This is a genomic window from Bifidobacterium asteroides, from assembly GCF_003202755.1.
GTDB lineage: Bacteria > Actinomycetota > Actinomycetes > Actinomycetales > Bifidobacteriaceae > Bombiscardovia > Bombiscardovia asteroides_F.
In genome coordinates this window covers 420,869-444,210 of record NZ_QGLK01000005.1, presented here as the reverse complement: position 1 = coordinate 444,210, position 23,342 = coordinate 420,869, and the positions used below count along the sequence as shown (strand labels likewise).

Annotated in this window: 19 protein-coding genes; 9 read left to right on the top strand and 10 right to left on the bottom strand. The window is 56.2% G+C overall.

Features of this window, described 5'->3' with window-relative positions:
• Nucleotides 1-9 precede the first annotated feature (9 nt).
• Nucleotides 10-1,458, top strand: coding sequence for an MFS transporter (locus DKK74_RS08205; protein ID WP_110413585.1), 1,449 nt, complete (start codon nt 10-12; stop codon nt 1,456-1,458).
• A gap of 283 nt (nt 1,459-1,741) precedes the next feature.
• On the opposite strand, the gene DKK74_RS08200 is transcribed toward DKK74_RS08205, so the two are convergent.
• From DKK74_RS08200 to DKK74_RS08180, 5 genes are all read right to left on the bottom strand, one after another.
• Nucleotides 1,742-2,578, bottom strand: coding sequence for a carbohydrate ABC transporter permease (locus DKK74_RS08200; RefSeq protein WP_110413584.1), 837 nt, complete (start codon nt 2,576-2,578; stop codon nt 1,742-1,744).
• On the bottom strand, nt 2,575-3,429 hold the full coding sequence (locus DKK74_RS08195; RefSeq protein ID WP_110413583.1) for a carbohydrate ABC transporter permease: 855 nt from the start codon (nt 3,427-3,429) through the stop codon (nt 2,575-2,577). The genes DKK74_RS08200 and DKK74_RS08195 overlap by 4 nt, the downstream gene beginning before the upstream one ends.
• 135 nt (nt 3,430-3,564) lie before the next feature.
• Nucleotides 3,565-4,884, bottom strand: a complete 1,320-nt coding sequence (locus DKK74_RS08190; RefSeq protein ID WP_110413582.1) for an ABC transporter substrate-binding protein — start codon at nt 4,882-4,884, stop codon at nt 3,565-3,567.
• 116 nt (nt 4,885-5,000) lie between these two features.
• On the bottom strand, nt 5,001-6,404 hold the full coding sequence (locus DKK74_RS08185) for a glycoside hydrolase family 32 protein (RefSeq protein ID WP_110413581.1): 1,404 nt from the start codon (nt 6,402-6,404) through the stop codon (nt 5,001-5,003).
• A gap of 155 nt (nt 6,405-6,559) precedes the next feature.
• Nucleotides 6,560-7,603, bottom strand: coding sequence for a LacI family DNA-binding transcriptional regulator (locus tag DKK74_RS08180; RefSeq protein ID WP_110413580.1), 1,044 nt, complete (start codon nt 7,601-7,603; stop codon nt 6,560-6,562).
• Between the two features lie 1,155 nt (nt 7,604-8,758).
• Here DKK74_RS08180 and DKK74_RS08175 point away from each other — a divergent pair.
• Nucleotides 8,759-10,378 carry an anthranilate synthase component I family protein gene (locus DKK74_RS08175; RefSeq protein ID WP_219997364.1) on the top strand — a complete coding sequence of 540 codons (1,620 nt, stop codon included), beginning with the start codon at nt 8,759-8,761 and terminating at the stop codon, nt 10,376-10,378.
• A complete protein-coding gene (locus DKK74_RS08170; protein ID WP_110413579.1) occupies nt 10,359-10,934 on the top strand; it encodes an anthranilate synthase component II in 576 nt (191 codons plus the stop codon). The genes DKK74_RS08175 and DKK74_RS08170 overlap by 20 nt, the downstream gene beginning before the upstream one ends.
• 257 nt (nt 10,935-11,191) lie before the next feature.
• Here the strand turns inward: DKK74_RS08170 and DKK74_RS08165 are convergent, their stop codons facing one another.
• From DKK74_RS08165 to DKK74_RS08145, 5 genes are all read right to left on the bottom strand, one after another.
• Nucleotides 11,192-12,172: a siderophore-interacting protein gene (locus DKK74_RS08165; RefSeq protein WP_110413578.1), complete on the bottom strand. Its 981-nt coding sequence runs from the start codon at nt 12,170-12,172 to the stop codon at nt 11,192-11,194.
• Between the two features lie 187 nt (nt 12,173-12,359).
• A complete protein-coding gene (locus DKK74_RS08160) occupies nt 12,360-13,223 on the bottom strand; it encodes an ABC transporter ATP-binding protein (RefSeq protein ID WP_110413577.1) in 864 nt (287 codons plus the stop codon).
• Between the two features lie 5 nt (nt 13,224-13,228).
• Nucleotides 13,229-14,245, bottom strand: coding sequence for a FecCD family ABC transporter permease (locus DKK74_RS08155; protein ID WP_181414966.1), 1,017 nt, complete (start codon nt 14,243-14,245; stop codon nt 13,229-13,231).
• A 44-nt stretch (nt 14,246-14,289) separates the two neighbouring features.
• Nucleotides 14,290-15,339: a FecCD family ABC transporter permease gene (locus DKK74_RS08150; protein ID WP_110413575.1), complete on the bottom strand. Its 1,050-nt coding sequence runs from the start codon at nt 15,337-15,339 to the stop codon at nt 14,290-14,292.
• 19 nt (nt 15,340-15,358) lie between these two features.
• Entirely contained in the window at nt 15,359-16,429 is a 1,071-nt protein-coding gene (locus DKK74_RS08145) for an iron-siderophore ABC transporter substrate-binding protein (protein WP_181414965.1), read from the bottom strand.
• A gap of 410 nt (nt 16,430-16,839) precedes the next feature.
• Here DKK74_RS08145 and DKK74_RS08140 point away from each other — a divergent pair, with 410 nt between their 5' ends.
• The 6 genes from DKK74_RS08140 to DKK74_RS08115 all read left to right on the top strand — a co-directional run bounded on the left by DKK74_RS08140 (nt 16,840) and on the right by DKK74_RS08115 (nt 23,318).
• Nucleotides 16,840-17,535 carry a lantibiotic protection ABC transporter ATP-binding protein gene (locus tag DKK74_RS08140; protein ID WP_110413573.1) on the top strand — a complete coding sequence of 232 codons (696 nt, stop codon included), beginning with the start codon at nt 16,840-16,842 and terminating at the stop codon, nt 17,533-17,535.
• Nucleotides 17,532-18,368, top strand: coding sequence for a hypothetical protein (locus DKK74_RS08135; protein ID WP_110413572.1), 837 nt, complete (start codon nt 17,532-17,534; stop codon nt 18,366-18,368). Before DKK74_RS08140 ends, DKK74_RS08135 begins: the two co-directional genes overlap by 4 nt.
• A 1-nt stretch (nt 18,369) precedes the next feature.
• On the top strand, nt 18,370-19,194 hold the full coding sequence (locus DKK74_RS08130) for an ABC transporter permease (RefSeq protein ID WP_110413571.1): 825 nt from the start codon (nt 18,370-18,372) through the stop codon (nt 19,192-19,194).
• A gap of 150 nt (nt 19,195-19,344) precedes the next feature.
• Nucleotides 19,345-20,076, top strand: a complete 732-nt coding sequence (locus DKK74_RS08125; protein WP_110413570.1) for a response regulator transcription factor — start codon at nt 19,345-19,347, stop codon at nt 20,074-20,076.
• Complete coding sequence (locus tag DKK74_RS08120; RefSeq protein ID WP_110413569.1) at nt 20,064-21,572, top strand: sensor histidine kinase; 1,509 nt, start codon at nt 20,064-20,066, stop codon at nt 21,570-21,572. The genes DKK74_RS08125 and DKK74_RS08120 overlap by 13 nt, the downstream gene beginning before the upstream one ends.
• A gap of 213 nt (nt 21,573-21,785) precedes the next feature.
• Nucleotides 21,786-23,318 carry an ATP-binding protein gene (locus DKK74_RS08115; protein WP_110413568.1) on the top strand — a complete coding sequence of 511 codons (1,533 nt, stop codon included), beginning with the start codon at nt 21,786-21,788 and terminating at the stop codon, nt 23,316-23,318.
• The last annotated feature ends 24 nt before the right edge of the window (nt 23,319-23,342 follow it).

Below are 23,342 nucleotides of genomic sequence, written 5' to 3'. Positions count from 1 at the left end.
TAAAAGATAATGAGTGAGTCAACTGTCTCCGAGGAGCAAAGGAACGGCATACCCGTTCCCGAGGAGGGGACACCGGAGTTCGCGAAAATGAACAAGATGGCCCGTGTGGCCATCCCGGTGGTCCTAATCATCTTCACCCTGGGTGTGCTCCAGCAGCAGGCCTTCGGCATGATCTACGTGAACATCGGCAAGCAGCTCAACCAGGCCAACCTGGCGCCGCTGATCACCTCTCTGCCAGGCATCATCCTGGGAATTGTCTGCGTCATCTACGGATCCCTGGGCGACTTCGTTTCCCTGAAGAAGATGATGATCCTGGGCACGATCGTCTTCGTGCTTGGGTCGATTCTGGGGTGCTTCGGCACCTTCAGCATCTGGATCGTCATTGCCGCCCGCGTGGTGCAGTCTGCCGGTTGGCAGGTTTCCGGATCTATCTTCCTGGTTCTGGTCTCCAAGTACGTGGAGAAAAAGAAGCGCGTGCTCTGGTACGGCGTCTTCGTTGCAGTCTTCCGCTTCGCCGCTGCCTTGGGAGTCTTCCTGGCTGGCTACATGACCCTGCTTGACTGGCGCTGGCTCTTCGGCGTGGGCATCGTGGCCGTCTTCTTCATTCCCGTTCTGGCCAAGAACCTGCCTGACCAGCATGCCGCTGGCGCCAAGATCGATGGAATCGGCTTCACGCTGATCGGACTGTTCGCCGCTTCGGTGACCATGTTCTTCACAGATATCAACTGGGGCTGGGGCATCGCCTGCATTGTGACCCTGGTGGCCTTCCTGGTCTATGTCAACAAGGCCAGCAACCCCTTCATCACTCCGAAGATGCTGACCAATCCGGCCTTCGCTATGACCATGACCGTCATCTTCGTCGGCTACTTCTTCAGCTACACCCTGAACGCCGGCGTCAACGCCATTGGTCTGAACGTCTACGGCATCGACTCCTCCAAGGTCTCCAACCTGTTGGTCTGGTCCATCATCCTGGCCGGCATCATGGGATTCGCAGCCGGGCCGATCATCCAGAAGATCGGGCGCAAGGCTTCGGTCATCTTGGCTCTGGCCTGCATGGGCGGCGGCCTGATCGCCATCGCCTTCCTGATCCCAGCCGGCAAGATCTGGGCCCTGGCTGTGGCGCCCTGCATCTACTACTTCGGCACCTCCTTCTTCTACCAGCCCATCGTTGACACGGCGACTCTGACCGTGGAGCCTGAGGAGTCCGGCCGTGCGCTTGGCTTCAACGACCTTCTCCAGGCCATAACCGGTTCCATTGGCGTGGCGCTCTTCGGTCAGCTCATGGCCAACGGTTCCATGGGTTCGGGTAGCCTGGCTGGCACCAAGCAGGGCCTTGCATCGACCTACGCCAACGTCTTCATGATCGGCGGCGTGATCATTCTGCTGGGCATGGTGCTCTTCATCTGCTCCATGAAGATGATCTACAGCCACTCCCGCGTGGCTGCGGACGAGGGCTGATCTGTTGAATTTCTGATCTATCCTTAACCGCACAAACAAGAACCGGGCATGGGACGAATTCCCCTACCCGGTTCTTGTCTATATAGATAAAGGACTCTAGGACCGATTCAGTTGCCAAGTGATGATTTAAGCTTGATCTTGAATTCTTCCAGTCTGCTGGACCTTGCGAACCAGCATTCAACGAATGCTGTATATCTGTTTAGGTGCTGCTCGGTCAAGCACAGAACCCCCCCCCCTTCCATACGCGCAGCGCTATTGCACGGAAGAAAGGCGGGGGTTGGGATCAACCTTTTACGGCCCCTGCAAGGACACCCTTGATAATGTACTTCTGACAAATAAGGTAAAACACCACAATGGGAATGATAGCTAAAACCAGACAGGCCATCATCGCTCCCATATCCACTGATCCGAAACTTCCTTTCAGTTGCTGGATCGCCACGCTCAAGGTTCTGAACCTCCGTAGATCCAAAGTTAGGTAGGGGAGAAGGAAATCATTCCATATCCACATGGCCTCAAGGATGGCCACTGAGATGATTGAGGGCCTCATTATCGGTACCACGATGCCGAAGAAGATGCGTGGCACGCTGGCACCGTCTATCATTGCCGATTCCTCGAGCTCGACAGGGATTCCCTTCACCACACCCGTGAACATAAATACAGCCAAGCCTGCGCCAAATCCTAGATACACTATCCACAGTCCCCAAGGCGAATTCAACCCTAGGGTGTCTGAGATCTTGGACAAGGTGAACATGACCAATTGGAAGGGTACGGCCATATTCGAGAGAAACAGCAAATACAGTATCTTCGCAGCCCAGTTGTGTACGCGCACTATCCACCATGCACACATGGAGGTGCACAATAGAATCAGTAGCACCGATCCAACTGTGACAACGACCGTCCAGGTAAAACTCGACAGGAAATCAGTCTGTTCTATGCCTCGGCTGAAGTTGTCAAAACCGGCGAATAGCTTGCCAGCTGGTAGGGCAAATGTGTCGTGTGTTATGTAAGAGCGTTGCTTGAAGGCATTCACCACAACCAGTGCTATCGGAAAGATCCACAATAGACTTACGAGGCTGAAGAACACTGTCCAGATTGCAGGATGTCTGACTTTTCCATTCATGCTGTAACCTCTTTACTCGTGGTGAGGCGATTCTGGATGATCGCGATGGCAGCCACGATGACAAAAAATATGACTGCCTTAGCTTGACCGACGCCCTCAAACCCAGGTCGCCCGTAGAATGTCCTATAAATATTGAGCGCCAGCATTTCGGACGAATTGGATGGGGCGCCATTGGTCAGAGCGAGGTTCTGATCAAACAGCTTGAATCCGTTGGTGACTGTGAGAAAGGTGCAGACGGTAATAGAAGGCATCATCAGGGGGATGGTGATGTGAAAGAGTGTTTGCCGCCCATTGGCACCATCGACCTGGGCTGCCTCAATAACATCACCAGGCAAACTCTGAAGACCTGAGATGTAGATGATCATCATATAGCCGATCTGTTGCCAGCAATATAGGATCACCAATCCCCAGAATCCGTAGACTCCGGAATAGGTGATGGATCTACCCCAATGCGCAAGAATGCCGTTCAACAGCAGCATCCAGATGTATCCCAAAATGATGCCGCCAATCAGATTAGGCATAAAAAAGACCGAACGGAAGATGTTGGCACCACGAATATTGGTGGTCAGCAAATATGCCACGGCGAAGCCTAGGATATTGATGATCAAGGTCGTGACCACCGTAAAGGCTACAGTAAATGCCAGAGCATGCCAGAACTCTGGATCTCTGAGCGCAGCTGCATAATTATGAATTCCTATGAACTTCGCATCCGTCACGGTGGCAAAATGGCAGAAGCTCAGGATAATGCTCATGACGAATGGAACAAGGAATCCAATCACAAAGGCCGCAAAAGTTGGCAAAGCGAACAGGGCCCACCATTTGCGGACTGATTTTCCAGCCATAGAAAGCATATAAACTCCAATGTCGAAACAGTTTCAACGCAAATTGCCGCTTTGAGGAGCGGTAAGTAAGGCCTGATAATGTCCTTCGTCGGCTCCTGACAGCACTAGGGGAACCCACGAAGGAGATATCAGGGCCTGCTGAAATCAGTGCGTTATCTTGTATTCAGATGACCAGCCATCTACAAAAGCAGTCTTTACATTGCCCCAGTCTTTGGTCCCCTGAGCATATTCAAGCATGGCGTTTCCCAAGGTGCTGACCCACTGCTGAGACGGAAGAGGATAGATGACAACATCATAATTGCCGGCTTTTGCATAAGCATCGTTGGCGCGATGAATAGGGTTCGCTGTTTTAAACCCTGCCTTTGCATATGACTTGAACGGGGTTTCGAAGCCCATTTCCTCCGATGTATATTTACGTGCATCATTGTCGTTGAGGATGTAATCCATCCATTCCTTGGTGGCTTTCTTATCCTTGTCGGATGCGTTCTTATTCATAGCCCAGTACTCAAAGCTAACGGTGAGGCCTTCTTTTTCCTCGCCCTTGGTGCCTATATAAATGGGGAGTACACCCATATCCTCGTCTGCGACACCCTGACCACGCAGCTGTTTATACGCCCAAGTCCCTGTTTGAATAAAAACCGCCTTCTTGAGATTGAAGTCAGAGTAAGCGTCCTCCATAGTGGCACCGGCCAATTGGGTGGGAGCTACGGTTGCATCCTTCAAATACAAGTCGAAAATGTTTTTGAAGTTAGGCATATACTTCCCGGAGATCTTTGCAGGAATGGTGTCGGTCTTCTGATCTTTGTATTCGTAATAGACGGGAATATGGGCCGTTTGATCGCTGAACCTATGCATGGAGCTGGGGTCGAAACCTGCGGAGGTGAAGGCTCCTGAGACGCCTAGGTCGTTCTTATGTTCCTGAATTTCGTCTGCGACGGTCTTTAGCGCTTTGAAGTTGTTGATCTTGTCCACCGACTTGATTGTTGACCAGCTTGAGTCAAAGTACTTTTTCAGCAGGGCTTTGTTGTAAATCAGCCCATACCGTTCCATGATGAAGGGGACAGCGCTGACCTTGCCCTCGCTCTTTAACGCAAATTCCTTCTTGGTAAGGTCCTTATACGGATTCGTGTCGGACATGTCATCGTAATAGCTACTCCAATTCGGGAAGTTGTTGTTATCAACGTCGAATAATGTCGGTGCTTTCGACTTGGCAAGCTCTCCCTTGAGCGACTGTTCATACTGATCTGATGATGCGGAAGTGATATCGACTGTTATTCCCGTCTTCTTGGTGAAGCGCTTGGCCAGCTGCTTGTACTGGCCAACTTGTTCGACTTTCATGCTGTGGTAATAGACATGTCCTTTCCCCGAGGCATCAGCTTTGGATTCATTGCCACAAGCCGATAGCGTCCCGCCTGATAAAGCAAGCGCCATTACGAGAGCCAATATGGTTGTGCTCTTTTTCATAATTCCCTCCATTTGTTGGGCATAACTTCGTTGTTATAAAGTGGTCATCCTGAGATAGGATAAGCGCTTAAGCAAATAGTTGAATAATCTCATTGGATCTAAAATTACATGGTTTATTAATTATCGCGCTCCTTTTTAAGCCCTCTTGCTATTCGGGTGCTTGACAGCTTCAGCGCCCCGTCAGTCACAAACACCTCGAGTGAATCGCCAAAGTGGCGGTAGACGCGAGCGTTCAGCGCTACGCCATTGACGTAAATGGTCATTATGGTGTCGTCCACAATGATTTGAATATGATTGTGCTCATTTGGTTCCAGGCGCAAGGGCCTTTCCATGCCGATGTTCATGTAATTAAACCAGGGGTAATTCGGGTTGGCTTCGAATCGCAGGAAGTCCTGTTGTACATGGAAAGCAAATTGATAGCTTTGTCCGGTCTCCTCATCGGCATATAGCCTGAAGCCAAAGGTTCGGGTGCCATCAGAAAACTCTGCATCCGTTTCAAAAGAAAAGATATCGCCACAGGACGGACTGAGTGTCTTTGCAACTCGCTTCCCATCCCCGCGAAGGTATGTTTCATTGATATTCTGAGCAGGGTTGAAGGCATCGCGGATGCTATCCAGTGGTTTGGCGCCTAGGCTGCCATCAGAGCGTTGATAGAGTTCATGAGGGACAAAAGTTCCTCCCCACTCGTAGTTATGAGTATCGTCATCATCGGTTTTGGTCGGAACCCATCCAAAAAGCACTCTGTGACCGTTGAGAGAGAAAGTCCGGCCGGCATAATATGCGCTACCGTCGAATGCATCGTCGTAGGGTGTCAGCCATGGTCCATCAAGACTTCTGGACATTCGATAAATCATGCCGTGCTTGTTGCTGTATTCGGTTACGATGTGATACCACCAATCACCCATTTTGAACAGATCAGGCATTTCGTGCATTGTAAACAGATCTGGTGCCCAAAAATCACCTTCGAACTTCCAGTGTTCCAGATCGTCTGATGTGAATTTGACGGTCCGGCCTGTCTGTGCGGTTTTTGGACCTTTCTTTCGAGCTCCCAGAATTAACAGATAGCGCTTATGGTCTTCATCGCGAATAACCATAGGATCGCGCCACTCGTCTGCGTCGTACCCTTCCTGGGGGGATAGCTTGAGGCTCTCATGGCTTTTGCTCCAGTGGTACAAATCATCGCTCACGGCATGCATCAACACTTGGGAGGCTTTGCCTGCAGCTGGATAATCCTTGTTATAGCCCGTATAAAAGGCGTGGTACTGCCCCTCCCCATGGAACACGCTTCCGGCATAGATGAACTGATCCTGTTCGTCGTCAGAACCTCTGGGAATGGCAGTGCCGCAATCCTGATAGTGAACAAAGTCCTCAGTAGTGGCTAGTGACCAGCCAAAAGGCTGACCGAAAGGCTCGGGCTGTCTTGTGTCGCGCTGATGGAAAAGGAAGAATGTGTTTCCTTTTCCAAAGGGCATGCAGTCTCCGAACCAAGTACCGGGGAACTGGTAGTAGAGCTTGTTCATGAATTCCTTTCTAGCGTGGATATGAACGAGTACCTAAAATGTTCACTCCGCTGTGACTCTATATGTTTAAGCGCTTCAGCAATCCTATGTTAGAACCCGAGCGCTGTCAAATAGGGAATATCTGCGTTGTCTTTTTTTTTTGAGAGCTATTTGCTCTAGTGATGAATTGCCTGATTGTAGGGGAAGACTGAATCGCGCACAATGATTGGACAAGTGACGCGAATAATCTTGCGCTTGGTTTGGCTTGTTTCATCGGTTTGTGCCTTTTCCTGCTCGGTGCTCTCGAGCAGGGTCCTGATGCCTAGTACGCCTAGGTCATATTGAGGAAGTGCAACTGTCGTTAATGCAGGATGCAAATGCGCTGAAATAACCTCCTGATTGTCAAAACCAACGATAGATATGTCGTCCGGAACTTTGAGCCCCCTCTCATGTAAGGCGTCATAAAGACCCATTGCCATGCGATCATTGTGGCAGAAGACAGCGGTGGCCTTAGTGGCAAGCACTGCCTCTATGGAGCGGTATCCGCCCTCCTGATTGCTTGGAGCCCTTATTATTGTTGAGGGATCAAATTGCACTCCATAGGACGACAGAGCCTGCCGGTATCCTTCCAGCCTTCCAATGGCAGCAGGAGAAGAATCGATATCATTGACGAAGGCAATACGGCGATGCCCGGCTTTCAATAGGATTTCGGTTGCCGATCGACCTCCCTGGATCTCGTTAGGGACCACAGCGGGATATTGTCTGCGCCGGTCAAAACAATTCACCAGCACGGAATTGACCTGGCGAAGTTCTTTTGGCGGTTCAACGGCGTGATGCACCCATGTTGAATATACGATTCCTTCAACCTGTCTTTCCATCATGAAGGCAAAGGTCTCTTTTTCAATGCGTTTATCGCCATTAGTGTCTACAACCAGGAGAATTTTGCCATTTTGCCAGGCTTCATCTTGTGCGCCACGAATCACCTGACCGGCAAAGGGCGAGGTCGCTACTCCGTCACTGATGAAGCCAATTGAATCGGATTGCCCACGGGCCAACCCTCTTGCTAAGGCATTTTGCCTGTATCCAAGGCTCACTGCTACCTTTCGTACTCGTTGCCTCGTTTCTTGGGGGATTCTTGCGTCCTTGTTATCGTTGATAGCCCACGAAGCTGTAGCAATAGAAACGCCCGCTGCCTTTGCGACATCTTGAAGTGTAACCATGATTAGTAATCCTAACGCCGGTTGTTCTGATTGTTTTTAGCTCCTCAACTAAGCCATGCGATAAATTAATGGTTTCCATTCTCTGCCTATACCGCGAAGGAATGTTCGACCGAGGATGAGTGGCCTTAACTGATTCTGAATTTACCATTAGCAGCGTTTTATCATGCTGCCAGGTAGATGCCCATATGTTCCAGCTAAACGTCTGGAAAGAATCCCAAACCTGCCGGCTTCATATGACATTGCAAAAATAAAGATGTTGTTATTCAACCAGCGATATCGTGCATTTTTAAAAAATATTAAGTAATTACAACGCTGTACGATGACTGGACTACGAAAGAATCATGCGGGAGCTTCATTGATGGTGTATTGATGTTTGCTTTTACGTTCAGCACCTCACTGGATGCTGTGTCCACGTATAAGATCCAGGGTCTGATAATATGCAGAAATGGGTTTGCGCAGCGAAAGTTTAATTTTTTAAACAAAGATCATCAACTTTTTGCATCTGTTCAGATGCCTGGTACGTATCTTCTTCTGGTTACGTGTTCGATCGAGGATGTCTGTCCGTCAGCTCTTGCATAATGTCTATGAAAGACCCCATTCCAGTATTGTCGTGCTTCTCAGTATTCTTATTCGGGGCCGCTCCGGCGTCTTGTTGGATCAATGGCGCTGACAGGAGCATAAGTCATGTTTCAGAATTTCAACAAAGCTGGGATTAGATAAGGTGAAGGTAGTCCTCGTCGGCTGGGATTTCAATCAGCAGCAACTGGTGTTCCTGACGCAAGACATGTTGTCGCTAAGCAAGCACGTTTCGGATTTGGTGCCGGCATCTATTTAGATGGACCGATTTCGTCCGAATGGTGGATGGCTATTGGTCGTATGCATCCGGGTGCTCTAGCATCGTGGCCATGGAGAAAACGACATCACTGCAGCCTTGGTTGCTCAAGGGTGTCTTCTTCTATGTCGATGCTCGATGGCGTTGATGTTTTAGCCGGTTCTTTTACTGATTCCTGTATTCACCTCGGTGTTTGAGGTTGCTCTTTTTTATTTGCGGACATAGGGCCAAGGGAAATTCATATCCATGATCTGCCGGATCGGCACCGAGTGAGGTTTCACCGCCCTTTCCAGACCGCAACGTTTGACCTAGGAAGTGTCCTTATGACCATCAACGCAACTTTGGAATCCCACAAATTCGTCAGCGACCTCGACGCCCTCTCCATATACAGGCGCTTGCGCACCAGGTATCGGGAGGACCAGCTCTTCCTCCTGGAGTCCCTGAGCGGTCCCGATCCGGACAGGAACCGTTCGGTGATCGGATTCGAGCCGATGTTGACCCTGAGCGTGACGGGCCACGTTATGACCATTGATCCGCTGGATAACGTACAGTTGGCAGGACTTTTGGAGGCCTTCGGCCGGATTGAGCAAGGGGTGGTTCGCCATCCGGTCCCCGATATCCAGGAGGTGTTCGCGGTACTGAGGGGGATTGAGTCTTCCTTCGCCATCAGTGGCGGCCATGAAGGCCCCTTCGGGATGGGGTGGTTCGGCTACTTCGGGTATGACACTATTTTCATGATTGAGGACCTGGAAGAGCGCATTCCTAGGGATGCGGCCCTGCCGGTCATCTCGCTGACCCTCTATCGGGGAATCATCACCCTGGACCTGAGGGCTGGCAGCCACTGTGCTACGCTGCTCCATTTGAGCGGCGACCCTGGCGGGTATGGCATCCGGGGTGGTCTAGGAAGCGGGGAAGACGCGGCTGGCATCGAGGTCAGCAGGCCCGACGGGCAGCCGGAGGGGGAGAGCGCTGGGCATGAGTCCGCTCGGTTTGCGGACATACTGGGCCTACTGCAATCTGACGCCCTCCTTGCAGAAGACCTTGCCCGGACTGGTGCAGGGCCTAAGGATATCGGACCGGTCTTTCCTTACAGCGCCCATGACACGATTGACCGGGATCTCTTCTATCGGTGGTTTGCCAAGGGCAAGGAGCACATAGCCCAGGGAGATGTGTACCAGCTCCAGCTCGGGCATGAGATCCAGGTGGATTCCCGCATTCCGCCCTTCCAGGTCTACCAGCGGTTGCGTCTGCAGGATCCATCCCCCTATATGTATTACTTCGTGACCCCCCAAGGGGTGCATGTCATTGGAGCCAGCCCCGAGCTTTTCATTGGGCTGACCCCAGATGGTGACATAACCCTGCGGCCCATCGCCGGAACGGTCGGCAATCCCGGAGGTGAGGAGGCCCGCCAGGCGGCCATCAGGCAGCTGACCGGCGACCCCAAGGAGCGGGCCGAGCACCTGATGCTGGTGGACCTGGGCCGCAACGACGTAGCCAGGTGCTGTACTCCCGAATCCTTGGAGGTGGACCGGCTGATGACTACCGAGGTCTACTCCCACGTCATTCACATGGTCTCGGATGTGATCGGCCGGATCCGGCCTGGCCTGGACAAGTACGACGTCTTCTCGGCCGCCTTCCCCGCCGGTACCATGACAGGAACCCCCAAGGTACGTGCCGTGGAGATTATCGAGGAGACCGAGGTCAGTTCGCGCGGGGTGTACGCCGGGGCAGTGGGTTTCCTCGGATTCGACGGTATGGTCCTGACTGCACTGTGCATAAGGACGGCCTCCTACCATTCCGGCAGCTATCACCTGCGCGCATCGGCCGGGATCGTTGAGGACTCTCAGCCTGAGAGCGAGTGGCAGGAGACCATGAAGAAGATGAGTTCGGCCTACCTGGCCATCACCGGAAAGGAGCTGGCCCATGAAAGTCTTGCTGGTTGATGCTTTTGACAGTTTCGTCTATGTGGTCAAGAACTACGTGGACCTGCTGGGCGCTGATACGACCATCGTCCGGGTGAACCACCTTGCGCAGGTGGATCCGCTCGCCTTCGACGCGGTCATTCTGGGTCCCGGACCGGGTCGCCCGGAGGACTGCGGCTACCTGGAGCTTCTTGACCAGGTGGCAGGACGGAAGCCGGTCTTTGGCATCTGCCTGGGCATGCAAGCCATCGCCGAACATGCCGGAGCTCAGGTGGTCAGGGCTTCAAGTCGTCAGCATGGCAAGGTGAGCGGAATAAGAAACGACGGGAAGGGCTGCTTTAAGGGCCTGCCTGATACTTTCGACGTGACCAGATACCATTCTCTGGTTGCCGATGAGACCTCGGTCAATCAAGTCGCCGATCTGGAAATCAGCGCGCGCTCGCTTCTGGATGGCTATGTGATGGGTCTGAGGCGGGACCGGTCGCTCATGGAGGGCGTCCAGTTCCACCCCGAGAGCATCGGTAGCCAGTATGGTCACCAGGTAATCGCCAATTTCTTCCAGGAGTACTGCGGCTGATTCGACCAGGAATGACTCATTGGGGCCGAACAGGGTTTCTTTCCATGCAATCCGCGGTATAGCAAGCAGGCCTGTAGTTTCTCCCTATCGGTTCTGCGGTCCTGCAAGGTGCTGTGGCGAGGTTCGACTCGGCAACCCATGACCTGATACTCACATAGTCAGAAGGGTTCGTGTGATCACTCTCTGACTCGTAGGTCAAGGAAGACGGGGGTGGGTTGTCCGCACATGGCAGGTTGCCCACTCACTGGGTCGGGCGGTCAGGACATCTCGCTACGGCCCCGACGCCAATATCCCATGAAAGAGACACTGCGCCGGTCCATTCCCCGGTCTCTGACCAGCATGCGCCTCAGTTCGCGGACGGTGGCCGCCTCTCCGGCGATCCAGGCGTACAGGTCGTCGGCATGGATGGAGGCGTCCGCCTGGGTGGCATCGGCAGTCTCCCAGAGCAGCTCTTTGTCGATATCGATCTCTGTGAATCCCTTGGAAGATTTAGCGGCTGCGGCCGTAGTCGACATAGGCGAATGGATCGGCAGGTCCTCCAGGAGATTGTGCATGGCTTCGATAAGGGCATGTCCATGTCCGGATTCGTCGCAGGTCGTCCAAATTACGTGGATTCCTGCGTGCTCGGGCAGCGGAAGACGATCCTCTTCGGTCGGGACTTCGATCACTGCCACCCCGTCGCCCTGCCAGTGGTCTCGGATCAGGCTGTTCATTATGGCGGCGATGGCTGGCACCGCCGTCTCATCGCCCACTAGAAGGAGATGTCTGGACTGGCCTGGGTGAAAGTCCATCCCTGCGACTGGTCCTCCCGCCTGTGCGTTGGGACCGATGATGATGGCCTGGTCGCCAGGTCTGGCAGCCTCTGCGAAGGCTCCTGCCGGTCCGGCATGATCGTGGATGACGAAGTCCACATCTATTTGCTCGCTCTCGGGCCTGGCCTTGCGAACCGTATAGGTGCGCAGAGGATTGCGGCTCTCTGCGGGCAGGGTCCTCCATTGTTGGTACCAGGCAAGCGGATCTTCAGGGGTCGCTTTGAAGAAGGAAGGGGGCGGCACGGATCCGTCGGGGAGGGGCAGGAGGATTTTGATTCGTTCATCGTAGCCCGCGTCTGCAAAAATCTTCAGATCCGGTCCCTGGAAGACGATTCGCTTGAAGTGGGGCGAGAGTGTTTCCGCTCTGGCTACGGAGACACTGAAGGGGATCAAGGGTACAGGATGATTGGTGGCTTGTTGTTCCATGGCTGGCTCTCTTTCAGTTGAGGTTTATGGGTTGATCTGAACGCCAAGTTGCCTGAGGATGGGGCTCCGTTCCGGGTTGTCATGGTTCGTGAATCGTTGGTTTTGGGGCTTTCTGGTTGGGACAGAGGGGGTTTACTTCAAGAGTTTTACATCATTGGATTGTTCGGTGTCGTCCTGCCGAGTCATCTCAGTGTACGTGTACATTACAAGCCCCGCCAGAGTGAGCTTCAAGACTATGGAAGGGCACTGGTGTCATCAGCGGGGTGCCAGTGGACTCATCGGTCACCACAGTGGATGCGATATCGAATACCTCTCTGACCAGATTCTCGGTCATGACCTCATAGGGAGCGCCCAGCGCGGCCATCCGGCCATCCTTGATGGCCAGGATCCAATCCGAATATCTGGCGGCCATGTTCAGGTCGTGGAGAACCATGACCACCGTGACACCCTCCTGCCTGTTCAGGGTGCTCAGCAGGTCAAGCACCTCAAGCTGGTAGGCGATGTCCAGGTAGGTGGTCGGCTCGTCAAGCAGGAGTATGTCGGTCTGCTGGGCCAGGGTCAGGGCGATCCAGGCGCGCTGGCGTTGGCCTCCGGACAGGCGGTCGATTGGGCACCCCGCCATGTCGGTCAGTCCGGTCAGGGCGAGGGCTCGTTCCACTGCCTTTTCGTCCTTGGTCGTCCACCGCTCGACGAAGTGGTGGTGGGGATATCGGCCGCGAGCAACCAGGTCGGCGATGGTGATGCCGGCGGGGGCTGACGGGTTCTGCGGCAGCAGCCCCAGAATCGTCGCCACCTTGCGGGTGGGCATGCTGGTGATGGGTTCTCCGTCCAGCGTGACGGCCCCCGACGCCGGTTTCAGAATCCTAGCCATGGCCTTGAGAAAGGTCGACTTCCCGCATCCGTTGGGTCCGATGATGGATCCCATCGTGTGTGGAGGTATATCAAGACTCAGGTCCTCGATGACCGTACGTCCGCCATAGGTGAGGCGAAGGTGCGAGGCGGCCAGCCGATGCTCGCTGCTCCAGGTGTCGCCTGCCGGGGGTGACGTCATGATGTTCAGAGCTCCTGTCTGCGGGTCATGAGGACCATGATCGCGATGAGGACGGGTCCGCCCACAATGCTGGTGATGATGCCGACAGGCACCTGGGCCGAGGGCAGATGTTGGGCGACGATGTCCGAACCCAGAACCAGGCAACCTCCCACCAGGCCTGACTGGATAAGGGCTGATGCTCCCCGGCCGACCAGGACCGTGGCGATGGGGCCGGAGAGGAACGAAACGAAGGAGATGGGGCCGGTGGTTGCCGTCGCGACGGCCAGAAGCAGCACACCTACGATGATCACCTGGAACTGGACACAGCTTACCCTGACGCCCAGTCCTGCGGCCATCTCCTGCCCTAGTTGCAGGGTGCTGACATTCCTGTCGAGTGCCAGCAGGAGCATGGAGCCGAGCAGAGTTGCTGTTGCCAGTATCGGCAGATCGGTCCACTGGGCATCGGCCAGGCTGCCTGTCAGCCATCTGGTCGCAGCTTGGATGTCCCACTGGTCGCTACGAATCATCAGCCAGGAGCCCAGTGCGTTGAACTCTGCGGCTACTCCGATGCCGATCAGTATCAGCCGGGTCGGGTCAAATGAACCGCGCCAGGCCAGGGCCATGACCAGGAGGGCTGTCAGGAGACCGCCCATGACCGCCAGGCAGGCCAAAGGTATGCCCGACAAACCCAATACGACAATGCCGAAGATGGCAGCAGTGTCGGCTCCGGCAGTAATGCCGATGATGTCCGGGCTGGCCATCATGTTACGCAGGAGGTGTTGGAAGCCGATTCCAGCCATGCCAAACGCGATGCCGGCGATACAGCCGATCAGTGTCCGGGGCATGCGCAGCTGGAGAATCACGAACCTGGTTCCTTCGTCTGACTGTCCCCAGACCGCTCCAACCAGGTCACTCATGGGGTAGACGCGGTGTCCTAAGGTCAGATCGGCCAATGCGAGAGCGATCAGGAGTATCACAAGCAGGATGGTCACTGTCAGCGAACGAATGGCATGGGCCCATCTTATCCGCTGCAGGTCGGTCATCGCATCATGCCTCTGTGAATCATGAAGGAGACAAGCATCCATGCCTATACCTCTGCGGTTCTTCTGTGCCCGGCCAGAATCACGAATACGGGAGCCCCAATCAGTGCCGTGACGATGCCGACCTCCACATCGGATGGACGGGTGATTATCCTGCCCACCACGTCGGCGCCAACCACCAGGAGGGGGCCGATGAGGATGCTCAGGGCCATGATTCGCCTGTAGTCGGGTCCTATGAGCAGTCGTGCCACATGGGGGACCACCAAGCCGACGAAGCCAATCGGACCCGCCAGTGCCGTGCAGGAGGCGCAGAGGAGTATCGCCGCAAGCCAGGCCAGGCTGCGGACACGTCCGACGTGCATACCCAGTCCTTCGGCCATCTGGTCCCCCATGGTCAAGGCGTTGATTCCAGGCGTCAGGCAGAAGGCGAGCATCAGGCCAAGGGCGAGAAGAGGCAGGACCGGCATCATGAGGTCGAACCGGGCGCCCGAGATTCCACCCACCTGCCAAAAGCGATAAGAGCTGATGACATTGACGCGCGGCAGAAGGATGGCGGAGGTAAGGGACCCCAGTACCGAACTGATGACGACACCGGCCAGGGTCAGCCGTAGCGGAGATGGACCGGATGGCCCCAGGGAGCCTATGGCCCAGACGATCAGTGCGGTCGTCGCGCTGCCCAGCAGTCCCACCCAGACATACTGGGCCGGTGTCGATAGGGAGAAAAAGGCCATGGAGCAGACGATCGCCAGGGCCGCCCCCGTATTGAAACCCAGAATCGACGGGTCCGCCAGTGGATTGCGTGATATGCCCTGCATCAGGGTCCCGGCCACCCCGAGCCCGGCACCGACCAGGAGGCCGAGGACGGTCCGGGGGATTCTCAGGCGGATGGCCGAGACCGCGATGTCATCCGAGGAGGTCGACAGGGCGTTGAGGATGTCAGAAGGGCTGACGGAACGGGAGCCGAAAACCAGGGACAGGGCGCAGACCATGACCAGACAGACGGCCAGAATCAGCCCGGACAAGACCATGGGTCCGTTTCCGTTGCGATGCATGGCTGCTCGCCGACCGCATATATGCGCCACCTCTCCCTCTTTCATCCCCTCACCTACGGCCTGATCAGACCTTGGCGGCAGCCTCGCCCAGAAGCCCTGCGTATGTGTTGGTCGTCTTCTGGATGGACAGAGCCGAGGGGTCAAGGGCATTGGCCATCTCGCTGTCGTTGTCGATGACCACGACGGATCCGCGCTCCACTGCAGGAATCTTGGAGAGGAGGGGGTCCTTGCGCATTGCTTCAAGCAGGTCCGGGGTGCCGTAGGTGACGATGATGTCGACATCCTTGTACCTGTCGGTGTGCTCGGAGGAGATCTCCTTGTAGAAGTCCTTGGTGCTCTTGGAATCCTCCTTAATGGATTCGGGAGTCTCCAAGCCCAGGTCGTTCAGGAACTGCGGCCGGGCGTCGGCGGTGGTGTAGACGCTGAACTTGGAGAGTTTGGAGGCATCAAAATACATGACCGCCCCGGTCTTTCCTTTGATGGCCGGATGGGCCTCGGCGGCCTTTGCTATGCGATCCTCCAGGTCGGCTATCAGCCGCTTACCCTTTTCGGGTTCTCCGATGGCCTGGGCTGTGGCCGTGATGACCTTGCGCCAGGGGTCGCCCCAGGCAACCTTCTGATAGGCGATGGTGGGCGCGATCCTGCTCAAGGTGTCGTACTGCTTCTTGGTCATGCCGGAGAGCAGGCCGATGATCAAATCGGGCTTGGACGCGGCGATGGCCTCGACATCGATGCCGTCGGATTCGTCATGCAGCTTGGGCATGTCCGCCTTATCCACATGTATTTCGTCCAAGGCATCCTTGGTCCAGGTCAGGTATCCTCCATCCACGGTCTTGCCGAAGGCGTTCTTCTGGATACTGACCGGCACGACTCCCAGGGCCAGGAGATTGTCGGGAGTGGCCCATCCGACGGTGGCGATGCGCTTGGGCTTGGAGGGTATGGAGGTGGTGCCGTAGACGTGATCGATCTTGACGGGGAAGGATCCTTGCCCTTCCGTGGCCTTTGACTCGCTGGACGGACCTGCCTGCGAGCCCGATCCGCAGGCACCCAGGAAGAACAGGGCGCTTGCCAGCACCAGGATGGTTGCGATAGCGCGCTTGAATCGAGTGAGGGAAAGGAGTGGTCGAATGTGCATGTGGTTCCTTTGATCGTGCTGTCGAATTGGCATGGTGCACCAGAGCCAGGTACCAGATGTAGCATCGGCCCGGCGGGAAGAAAAGAGTTGATTTCCTTGGTTGCGTGTGTTAATTAGCGCGCTGCGAAGTTGAGCAGTAGGCGAGGAAAAGGCGAGGGGCCAGGTCGGATCAGCCTCTTCATGGCTTTCGGCGTGGTCATCCAGCAAAGTCCTTGCTCTATCGGTCTTTTGCGCCGAGGGTCATGTCCGATATCAGGGTTCGGCAGACGCAAACTCTGACTGTCTCAGGTATCTCAAGCTTTCGCAAGGCCTTCCTTGGTTTGCAGAAGTGTCCAGCCCGCTCCTTTATCTTTCTTTATTTTCGGTCTTTAGTCTGGCTCCTGTCACACGGAAACGAATAGGAGCTGACCATGCGTTACATATTGCGGACCGAGGGGCTGACCAAGGTCTTCGGCCACGGACAGCGGGCCGTCGACCAGGTGTCCCTGCATGTCCCCGAGGGCGGAGTCTACGGGCTCCTGGGTCCAAACGGGGCTGGAAAATCCACTACTTTGAAGATGGTCACAGGCATGCTGCACCCCACTGGCGGATCCATGATTCTGGATGGACACCCCTGGTCACGCCGGGACCTCTACGACATCGGCGCCCTGATCGAGCAGCCGCCCGTCTACCCCAATCTGACGGCCCGCCAGAACCTCAAGGTGCGCACGACCCTCTTCGGCCTCCCCGATGAGCGGATCGACCAGGTGCTCTCCATTGCCGGACTTAGCGATACGGGCTCCAAGAAGGCTGGACAGTTTTCCCTGGGTATGAAACAGCGCCTGGGGATAGCCAACGCCATCCTGACCAAACCCCGTCTGTTGATCCTGGACGAGCCCACCAACGGGCTGGATCCGCTGGGAATCGAGGAGCTGAGGGGGATGATCCGCAGCTTTCCGCAGCAGGGGATGAGTGTGATCGTCTCCAGCCATATCCTCTCAGAAGTGTCAATCCTGGCGGATCACATCGGCATCATCGCCGACGGTCGCCTGGCCTACGAGAATGAACTGCACACCGGGGAGGACCTGGAGGGGCTGTTCATGGACGTGCTCAGGAGGTCGCGATGAGCAGCAGGAATACTGACGAACTTATTCAGCAGGACACGGCTGAAAGGGTCGGAACCAGGGGCAATGGCATCCCCTTCGGCAGGATCCTGGTAGCGGAGATCATAAAAGGCCGGTCGGCCGCGCCCAGGAGGATGGCTTTGGCTTTCCCTCTGGTGCTCATTGTCATCGTGGCTTGCTTCGCGTTCGGATTGCATATCTGGATGCCTTCCTGGGTCAACTACTGGTATGTTCTGCTCCTACCGGCCATGACCGCCCTGATAAGCGTTGCTGTGGCCAACCTCGACGGAAAGCAGCGGTGGAGGACCACTCTGGCCCTGCCTGCCGCGCCAGTTCTGGTCTGGTGGGCCAAGATTGTATATTGCCTGCTTCTGATCGGCATTGCCACCCTGCTGGCTCTGGGCCTTTCGGCACTCATGGTCGCCGTTTCCGGGGTTCAAGGCCCCTCCCTAGTCGATTTTGTAGTCAGTGCCCTGATGCTGGTCCTGGCCTGCTCCTGGATGATACCGGTGGGATTGGCACTGACCACCCGGTTCGGTGTTCTGATTGGATTTGGCCTGCCTTACATGGTGGACCTGCTGGTCTCAATCATCTTCTGGGGAAGCCAACGGCTATGGCCCTTCCTGCCGCCCGCCGCCATGATCAACCTGCCGGTGCCCTTCATGAAGGTCATGCCTGATGGTGTGCCCCTGGAGACTGAAGACAACAGTCCCATCAAGGCTGCGCTGTCTGTCTTCGGCGGGCAAAGCCTGACGGCCTTGGTGGCCGGTCTGGTCTGGTTCCTGCTTCTGTCCGTCCTGACGGGCATCTGGTTCTCGCGGAAGGAGACCAACTGACATGGCTGGGATGACAGTCGGCCGGGTCGTGGCCTCGGAAGTCGTGAGATTGCACGGATCTGTGCTTATCGCCATCCATGTCGTCTGCGGGTTGGCGGCCGGACTCGTCTGCGGTGCCTACTTCGCCGCAGCCCCCTATGATCCCGGGTTGGAGACCGATGCCTTCTTTCAGGTCCTAGGCGCTTTCATGCCCCTAATGGCTGCCATCGTAGTTGCCATAAACATCGAGACTGAGCGTGAGGCCGGCGACATGGCCAACCTTCTGGGGATTCCCAGCCGCCGTCTGGGTCTGGCAGCCAAGGTCCTGGTGCTCTGGCTTCTGGGTCTGCTGGCCCTGGCCTTGGCGGCTCTGGCATTCTGCCTGCCCATGGCTCTGGCTGGCGGACTGGGCGCACCAATCTCGGCCGTCGCGCTCGCCACCCTGGGCATGGCAGGCGGTTCCCTCTGCCTCTACCTTTTCTCCATCGCCCTGGCCCTGAGCTTCGGCCGGAATGCGACCATCGCCATTGGTGTCCTTGGCACCGGGGTATCCATCAGTTCCCTTGGTGGCCTCTTCAACGGCCTGTACAGCCGTACTTTATCCGGTGTCGCGAGCACGCCCGGGATCAGCCGGTGGATACCCTTTACCTGGCCTACCAGGTTCGGCTCCCTGGGGATCGAGCAGGCCCTGGCCTTGACCATGCCGGGAGGGGAGGGCCTGCGTGCCTCAATCGGCGTGACGGCTGTGGATAATCTGGTTCCCTGTCTGGTCCTCACCCTGACCTTGGGCCTGGCCCTCTTGCTCTGGATCGGCAGGTTCGAGGATCGGCGAAAGGCCAGCGATTAGACTGGATTGCAGGGCATCCGGTCCGTAAGGAATCTGTCCTGCAAGAAAATCGTCCTGCAAGAAATCAGGCTTACAAGAATCCTGGCCTGCAAAAGGTCCATTCTCAAACGTTGCTGGGCCGGGTCGCTAAGCGCAGAAAAGGAGCCAATCGTGGCTGACGTGCACGCCGGAGGTTCCCCCGGGGACGATCGGTATCGGGCCTCCATCCTGGTGGTGGATGACGATCCAAGGATCACCACCCTGCTGATGGCGGCCCTGTCCAAGGACGGCTATGCCGTGACCGTGGTCAACGAGTCGCGGAAAGTTGTAAGCATGGACCTGTCCTCGGTCGACCTGATTCTCTGCGATGTCATGATGCCTCACATGGACGGCTTTGCCCTCCTGGCTGCCATCAGGGAACGGGTGTCCTGCCCGATCATCTTTCTGACGGCCAAGACCGATGAGGACAGTGCGGTCCTGGCCTATGGTCTGGGTGCCGACGACTATATACGCAAGCCCTTCGGCATTGCCGAGCTCCGAGCCAAGGTCAGGGCGAGGCTTTCCCAGGGCAGTCGGCGCGGGCGCCCGCTCTTGCATTTCGGATCCTTGGACATGGACCTTCAGGCGCGGCAGATCAGGGTGGACGGGCACAACGCCAATCTGACGGATGCGGAATACCGCATATGCGCCCTGCTGGCAGAACATCCCGGTCGGGCCTACGCGCCCATGCAGATATGGGAGGCCTGCCTGGCCGCAGAGGATGATCCGGCCGCCGACGATGCGGACAGCGATGCCACGGCTTCGGTAAGAGTGCATCTGAGCAATGCCCGGCGCAAGCTCAAAGCCCTGGGGGTGGACCCCATCAGGACCATCTGGTCAGTGGGGTACCAATGGGTGGCCTGACTGACGGCGCGCCCGAGTCGCCGATGGAGCAGAGCCTCGACGGCAGGGGCCGGCCAAGCCGCAGGGGAATGCCCATCGTTCTGCTGATCATCAGATACTTTCTCTACGTGCTGCTGATTCTGGCTCTGCTGTTCGCCGGCATATATATGGTCTGGATAAACCTGGGGGCCAGGGGCGACTTCTTCTGGGCCAACTATGGCGAGCAGCATCTGGAGAAGGTGGGGCGCTCCATTGGCCGTACGACCACTGTTGTCGAATCCCTGATTCCCGCCGCCTACTGGTACCGAACCTATGACAGTCAAGGGCATCCCGTGGGGGGCGATATGAAGGGCGGCATGGCCAGCGAGGCCGATCAGCTGGCCGCCGACCATCGGGCGCATAGCGTATCTAAGCCATCGGAAGAGCGGAGAGAGAAGACGGGACGGCCCCTTGCCACTCGCGCAAAGCCGGATGCGACCTATGTCGTCTATGCCACAGCCGATGGGCGGCCATGCGTTCTGGCCTATCGGATTCAGCCGCAGTGGGCGTCAAGGCAGACCCGGGACCGCTATCCCAATCCCCAGAACCTGCTGCTCGCGTCTTACGGGATCGCTTTGCTGCTCACCCTCCTGTTGGTCGGGCTGCGGGCGGCCCATGTCATATCGTCCAAGCTCAAGGTCTTCAACCAGGTGGCTGACGACATAGGGCGGCAGGACCTGGACGCCTCACTGCCCTGCAGCAACGTGCTGGAGATCAACCGGGTGCTGGGGTCCTTCGACAGGATGCGCGTCACGTTGAGGGAATCGCTGGAGAAGACCTGGACGGCCCAGGAGTCCCAGCGTCGGCAGGTGGCGGCTCTGGCTCACGACTTGAAGACGCCGCTGACCATCATGCGAGGCAACGCCGACCTGCTGGGGGAGACCGGGCTCAGCCAGGAGCAGCAGTCCTACCTGGACTCCATTGAGGATGCCATCCGTGAGATGGCCGACTATGCCCAGGCCATCAGCCAGGGTTCCATGGGCACCGCTTCAGAGCGATCCGGGGTCACGACAGTTGCCTTGAGGGATATGGTCGACAACCAGGCCCAGGGGTACCTCAATGCTCGGGGTCTGCGACTCGAGAGGGATGACCGCCTGGGTTCAGAGACTGGCCAGGTTTCCGGTAATGCTGTTGACCTTGCCCGGGCGATCATGAACATCGTGGCCAACGCGGCTGACTACTCGCCGGACCATGGTCTGGTGACGCTGACATGGAAGCTGGAGTATGGCCAGGAGGGCGGGCGAGCCTTGGTCGTGACCGTGCATGACCAGGGTCCAGGATTTAGCAGCCGGGCTCTGGCCCACGCCACGGAATGGCTCTATCAGGCTGACAGCAGTCGGCACGGCTCCGGCGGCCACCATGGCATCGGCCTGGCTGCCGCCCGGTCAACTGTCGAGAGTGCAGGAGGCCGCCTGACCCTGGGGAATGCAACCGATGGCAATGGCGCAGTAGTCACGGTATCTTTGCCGGTGCAGTGAATGAGGCGGGGTGAATATCGGCCACGGCCAACTCGGTGTCCGACTAAAAATTGCACAGTGATAAAGATCTGGAAATAGTGTTAATCATGGATTGATAATTATAAAAACATCAATTTTTAGCGATTATTTTAGTAATCAATTACTAAAGTTTGCCATTCTTTAGTAAATCTGTATGATAAAGATAACAGAGATTATCAATTTGTAGGGGCCTGTATGCAACAATCAGATGACGCTGAACAAAACGATCTGTCGCTGGAGGAGGTTGTGCGTTCGATTCAGCGCAAGGGTTGCGAAGGCCAATCGATAGAAGTCAAAGCCGCCAGCCAGGGGACTCCGAAGGTGTATGACTCGCTGTCGTCGTTTTCCAACCAAAACGAGGGCGGCATCATCGTATTCGGGCTGGATGAAAGTCTTGGATTTGAGGTTGTCGGCGTCCATGACGCGCAGGAGCTGGAAAAGGCGGTAACGGCACAGGGCAAAGAGATGTATCCCGAGGTCAGACCGGTCTATAGCGAAAGCCTGATTGACGGCAAGACCGTGGTGTCGGCTTACATCAACGGCAAACCCATGGGCGAGAGGCCTGTCTACCGTAAGACAGCAGGCATCAGCGCAGGCAGCTACACCCGGATCGGGGATGCCGATGCCCGCATGACGCCTACGCAGCTGTATGAGATCGAGACTTTCAAGGACGGTCGGCGCGACGATGTATCGGTAGACCCTCAGGCCGATTCCGATATGTTGAACCCAGGAAAACGTCATGATTTCATTAGTCGCGCACAGCGGGAACGCCCGCTCCTGGCCAGAAGGAATGAGGACGAGATCCTGGAGCTATCAGGTGTCTGCCGTCGTGGATCTCCCACTCTTGCAGGTCTGATGACCCTTGGCGAATACCCGCAGCAGGTGTATCCGAACCTCTGCATTACCGCCGTGGTTGTGCCGGGAACCAAGGCCGGAACTGGTCTTGGGGGAGAGCGGTTCCTTGACAATCAGCGCTTTGAAGGGACCATTGACCGCATGCTTGAGGATGCCATGGCCTTTGTGCGGCGCAACAGCAGAACCAGGACGGTGATCAGGGATGGGGTGCGCACTGATATTCCTGAGTATCCCGAAACCGCAGTCAGGGAAATCCTGACCAACGCATTGATGCATCGTGACTATGGCCCATACTGCAACGGAACGCCGGTCAGATTGACGCTCTTTGCCGATCGTCTTGAATGCTGGAATCCTGGTGGTGTATATGGCGGTCAGAGCATCAACGACTTGGGCTTTGCCAACAGTCAGACCAGGAACCCTACCCTGGTCAGTCTGCTGGAGATTGAGGGTATTGCCGAGAATCGGCACTCAGGGATTCCGGCTATCCGCGAGGAGGCCAAACAGTGTGGATATAAGCCTGTAGAGTTTCAGGATCGGCAGGCTTCCTTCACTGTGCGCTTCTACTCTGTGCCGGAGCGTGCTGGTGCGGCGGAAGCAACCGTTCCTTGGTCCGGAACCGCAGTATCAGATCCTGCGAAGAAGAGCATTGGAATACGAGACAGGATTCTCGATTTCTGCAAGGAGCCCCAATCGCTCGAGAGTGTTGCGCATGCGCTGGGATTAGGCAAGTACTATGTCCGCAGGCGGTACATCGAGCCGCTGCTCGTAGAAAATGCACTCTCCATGACGCTTCCCGATAGACCCCGGAGCAAGTACCAACGATATGTGGCCAATGATTCCTTCTCTGAAGTGTCTTCGGGGAAGCAGCCGTGAATGGCATACCGTAAGGGCAGGCAT

Bases quoted from the DNA above. Each gene is read 5' to 3' on its own strand.
- DKK74_RS08205 (WP_110413585.1), top strand. From the start codon at position 10: ATGAGTGAGTCAACTGTCTCCGAGGAGCAAAGGAACGGCATACCCGTT.
- DKK74_RS08200 (WP_110413584.1), bottom strand. From the start codon at position 2,578: ATGAATGGAAAAGTCAGACATCCTGCAATCTGGACAGTGTTCTTCAGC.
- DKK74_RS08195 (WP_110413583.1), bottom strand. From the start codon at position 3,429: ATGCTTTCTATGGCTGGAAAATCAGTCCGCAAATGGTGGGCCCTGTTC.
- DKK74_RS08190 (WP_110413582.1), bottom strand. From the start codon at position 4,884: ATGAAAAAGAGCACAACCATATTGGCTCTCGTAATGGCGCTTGCTTTA.
- DKK74_RS08185 (WP_110413581.1), bottom strand. From the start codon at position 6,404: ATGAACAAGCTCTACTACCAGTTCCCCGGTACTTGGTTCGGAGACTGC.
- DKK74_RS08180 (WP_110413580.1), bottom strand. From the start codon at position 7,603: ATGGTTACACTTCAAGATGTCGCAAAGGCAGCGGGCGTTTCTATTGCT.
- DKK74_RS08175 (WP_219997364.1), top strand. From the start codon at position 8,759: ATGACCATCAACGCAACTTTGGAATCCCACAAATTCGTCAGCGACCTC.
- DKK74_RS08170 (WP_110413579.1), top strand. From the start codon at position 10,359: ATGAAAGTCTTGCTGGTTGATGCTTTTGACAGTTTCGTCTATGTGGTC.
- DKK74_RS08165 (WP_110413578.1), bottom strand. From the start codon at position 12,172: ATGGAACAACAAGCCACCAATCATCCTGTACCCTTGATCCCCTTCAGT.
- DKK74_RS08160 (WP_110413577.1), bottom strand. From the start codon at position 13,223: ATGACGTCACCCCCGGCAGGCGACACCTGGAGCAGCGAGCATCGGCTG.
- DKK74_RS08155 (WP_181414966.1), bottom strand. From the start codon at position 14,245: ATGACCGACCTGCAGCGGATAAGATGGGCCCATGCCATTCGTTCGCTG.
- DKK74_RS08150 (WP_110413575.1), bottom strand. From the start codon at position 15,339: ATGAAAGAGGGAGAGGTGGCGCATATATGCGGTCGGCGAGCAGCCATG.
- DKK74_RS08145 (WP_181414965.1), bottom strand. From the start codon at position 16,429: ATGCACATTCGACCACTCCTTTCCCTCACTCGATTCAAGCGCGCTATC.
- DKK74_RS08140 (WP_110413573.1), top strand. From the start codon at position 16,840: ATGCGTTACATATTGCGGACCGAGGGGCTGACCAAGGTCTTCGGCCAC.
- DKK74_RS08135 (WP_110413572.1), top strand. From the start codon at position 17,532: ATGAGCAGCAGGAATACTGACGAACTTATTCAGCAGGACACGGCTGAA.
- DKK74_RS08130 (WP_110413571.1), top strand. From the start codon at position 18,370: ATGGCTGGGATGACAGTCGGCCGGGTCGTGGCCTCGGAAGTCGTGAGA.
- DKK74_RS08120 (WP_110413569.1), top strand. From the start codon at position 20,064: ATGGGTGGCCTGACTGACGGCGCGCCCGAGTCGCCGATGGAGCAGAGC.
- DKK74_RS08115 (WP_110413568.1), top strand. From the start codon at position 21,786: ATGCAACAATCAGATGACGCTGAACAAAACGATCTGTCGCTGGAGGAG.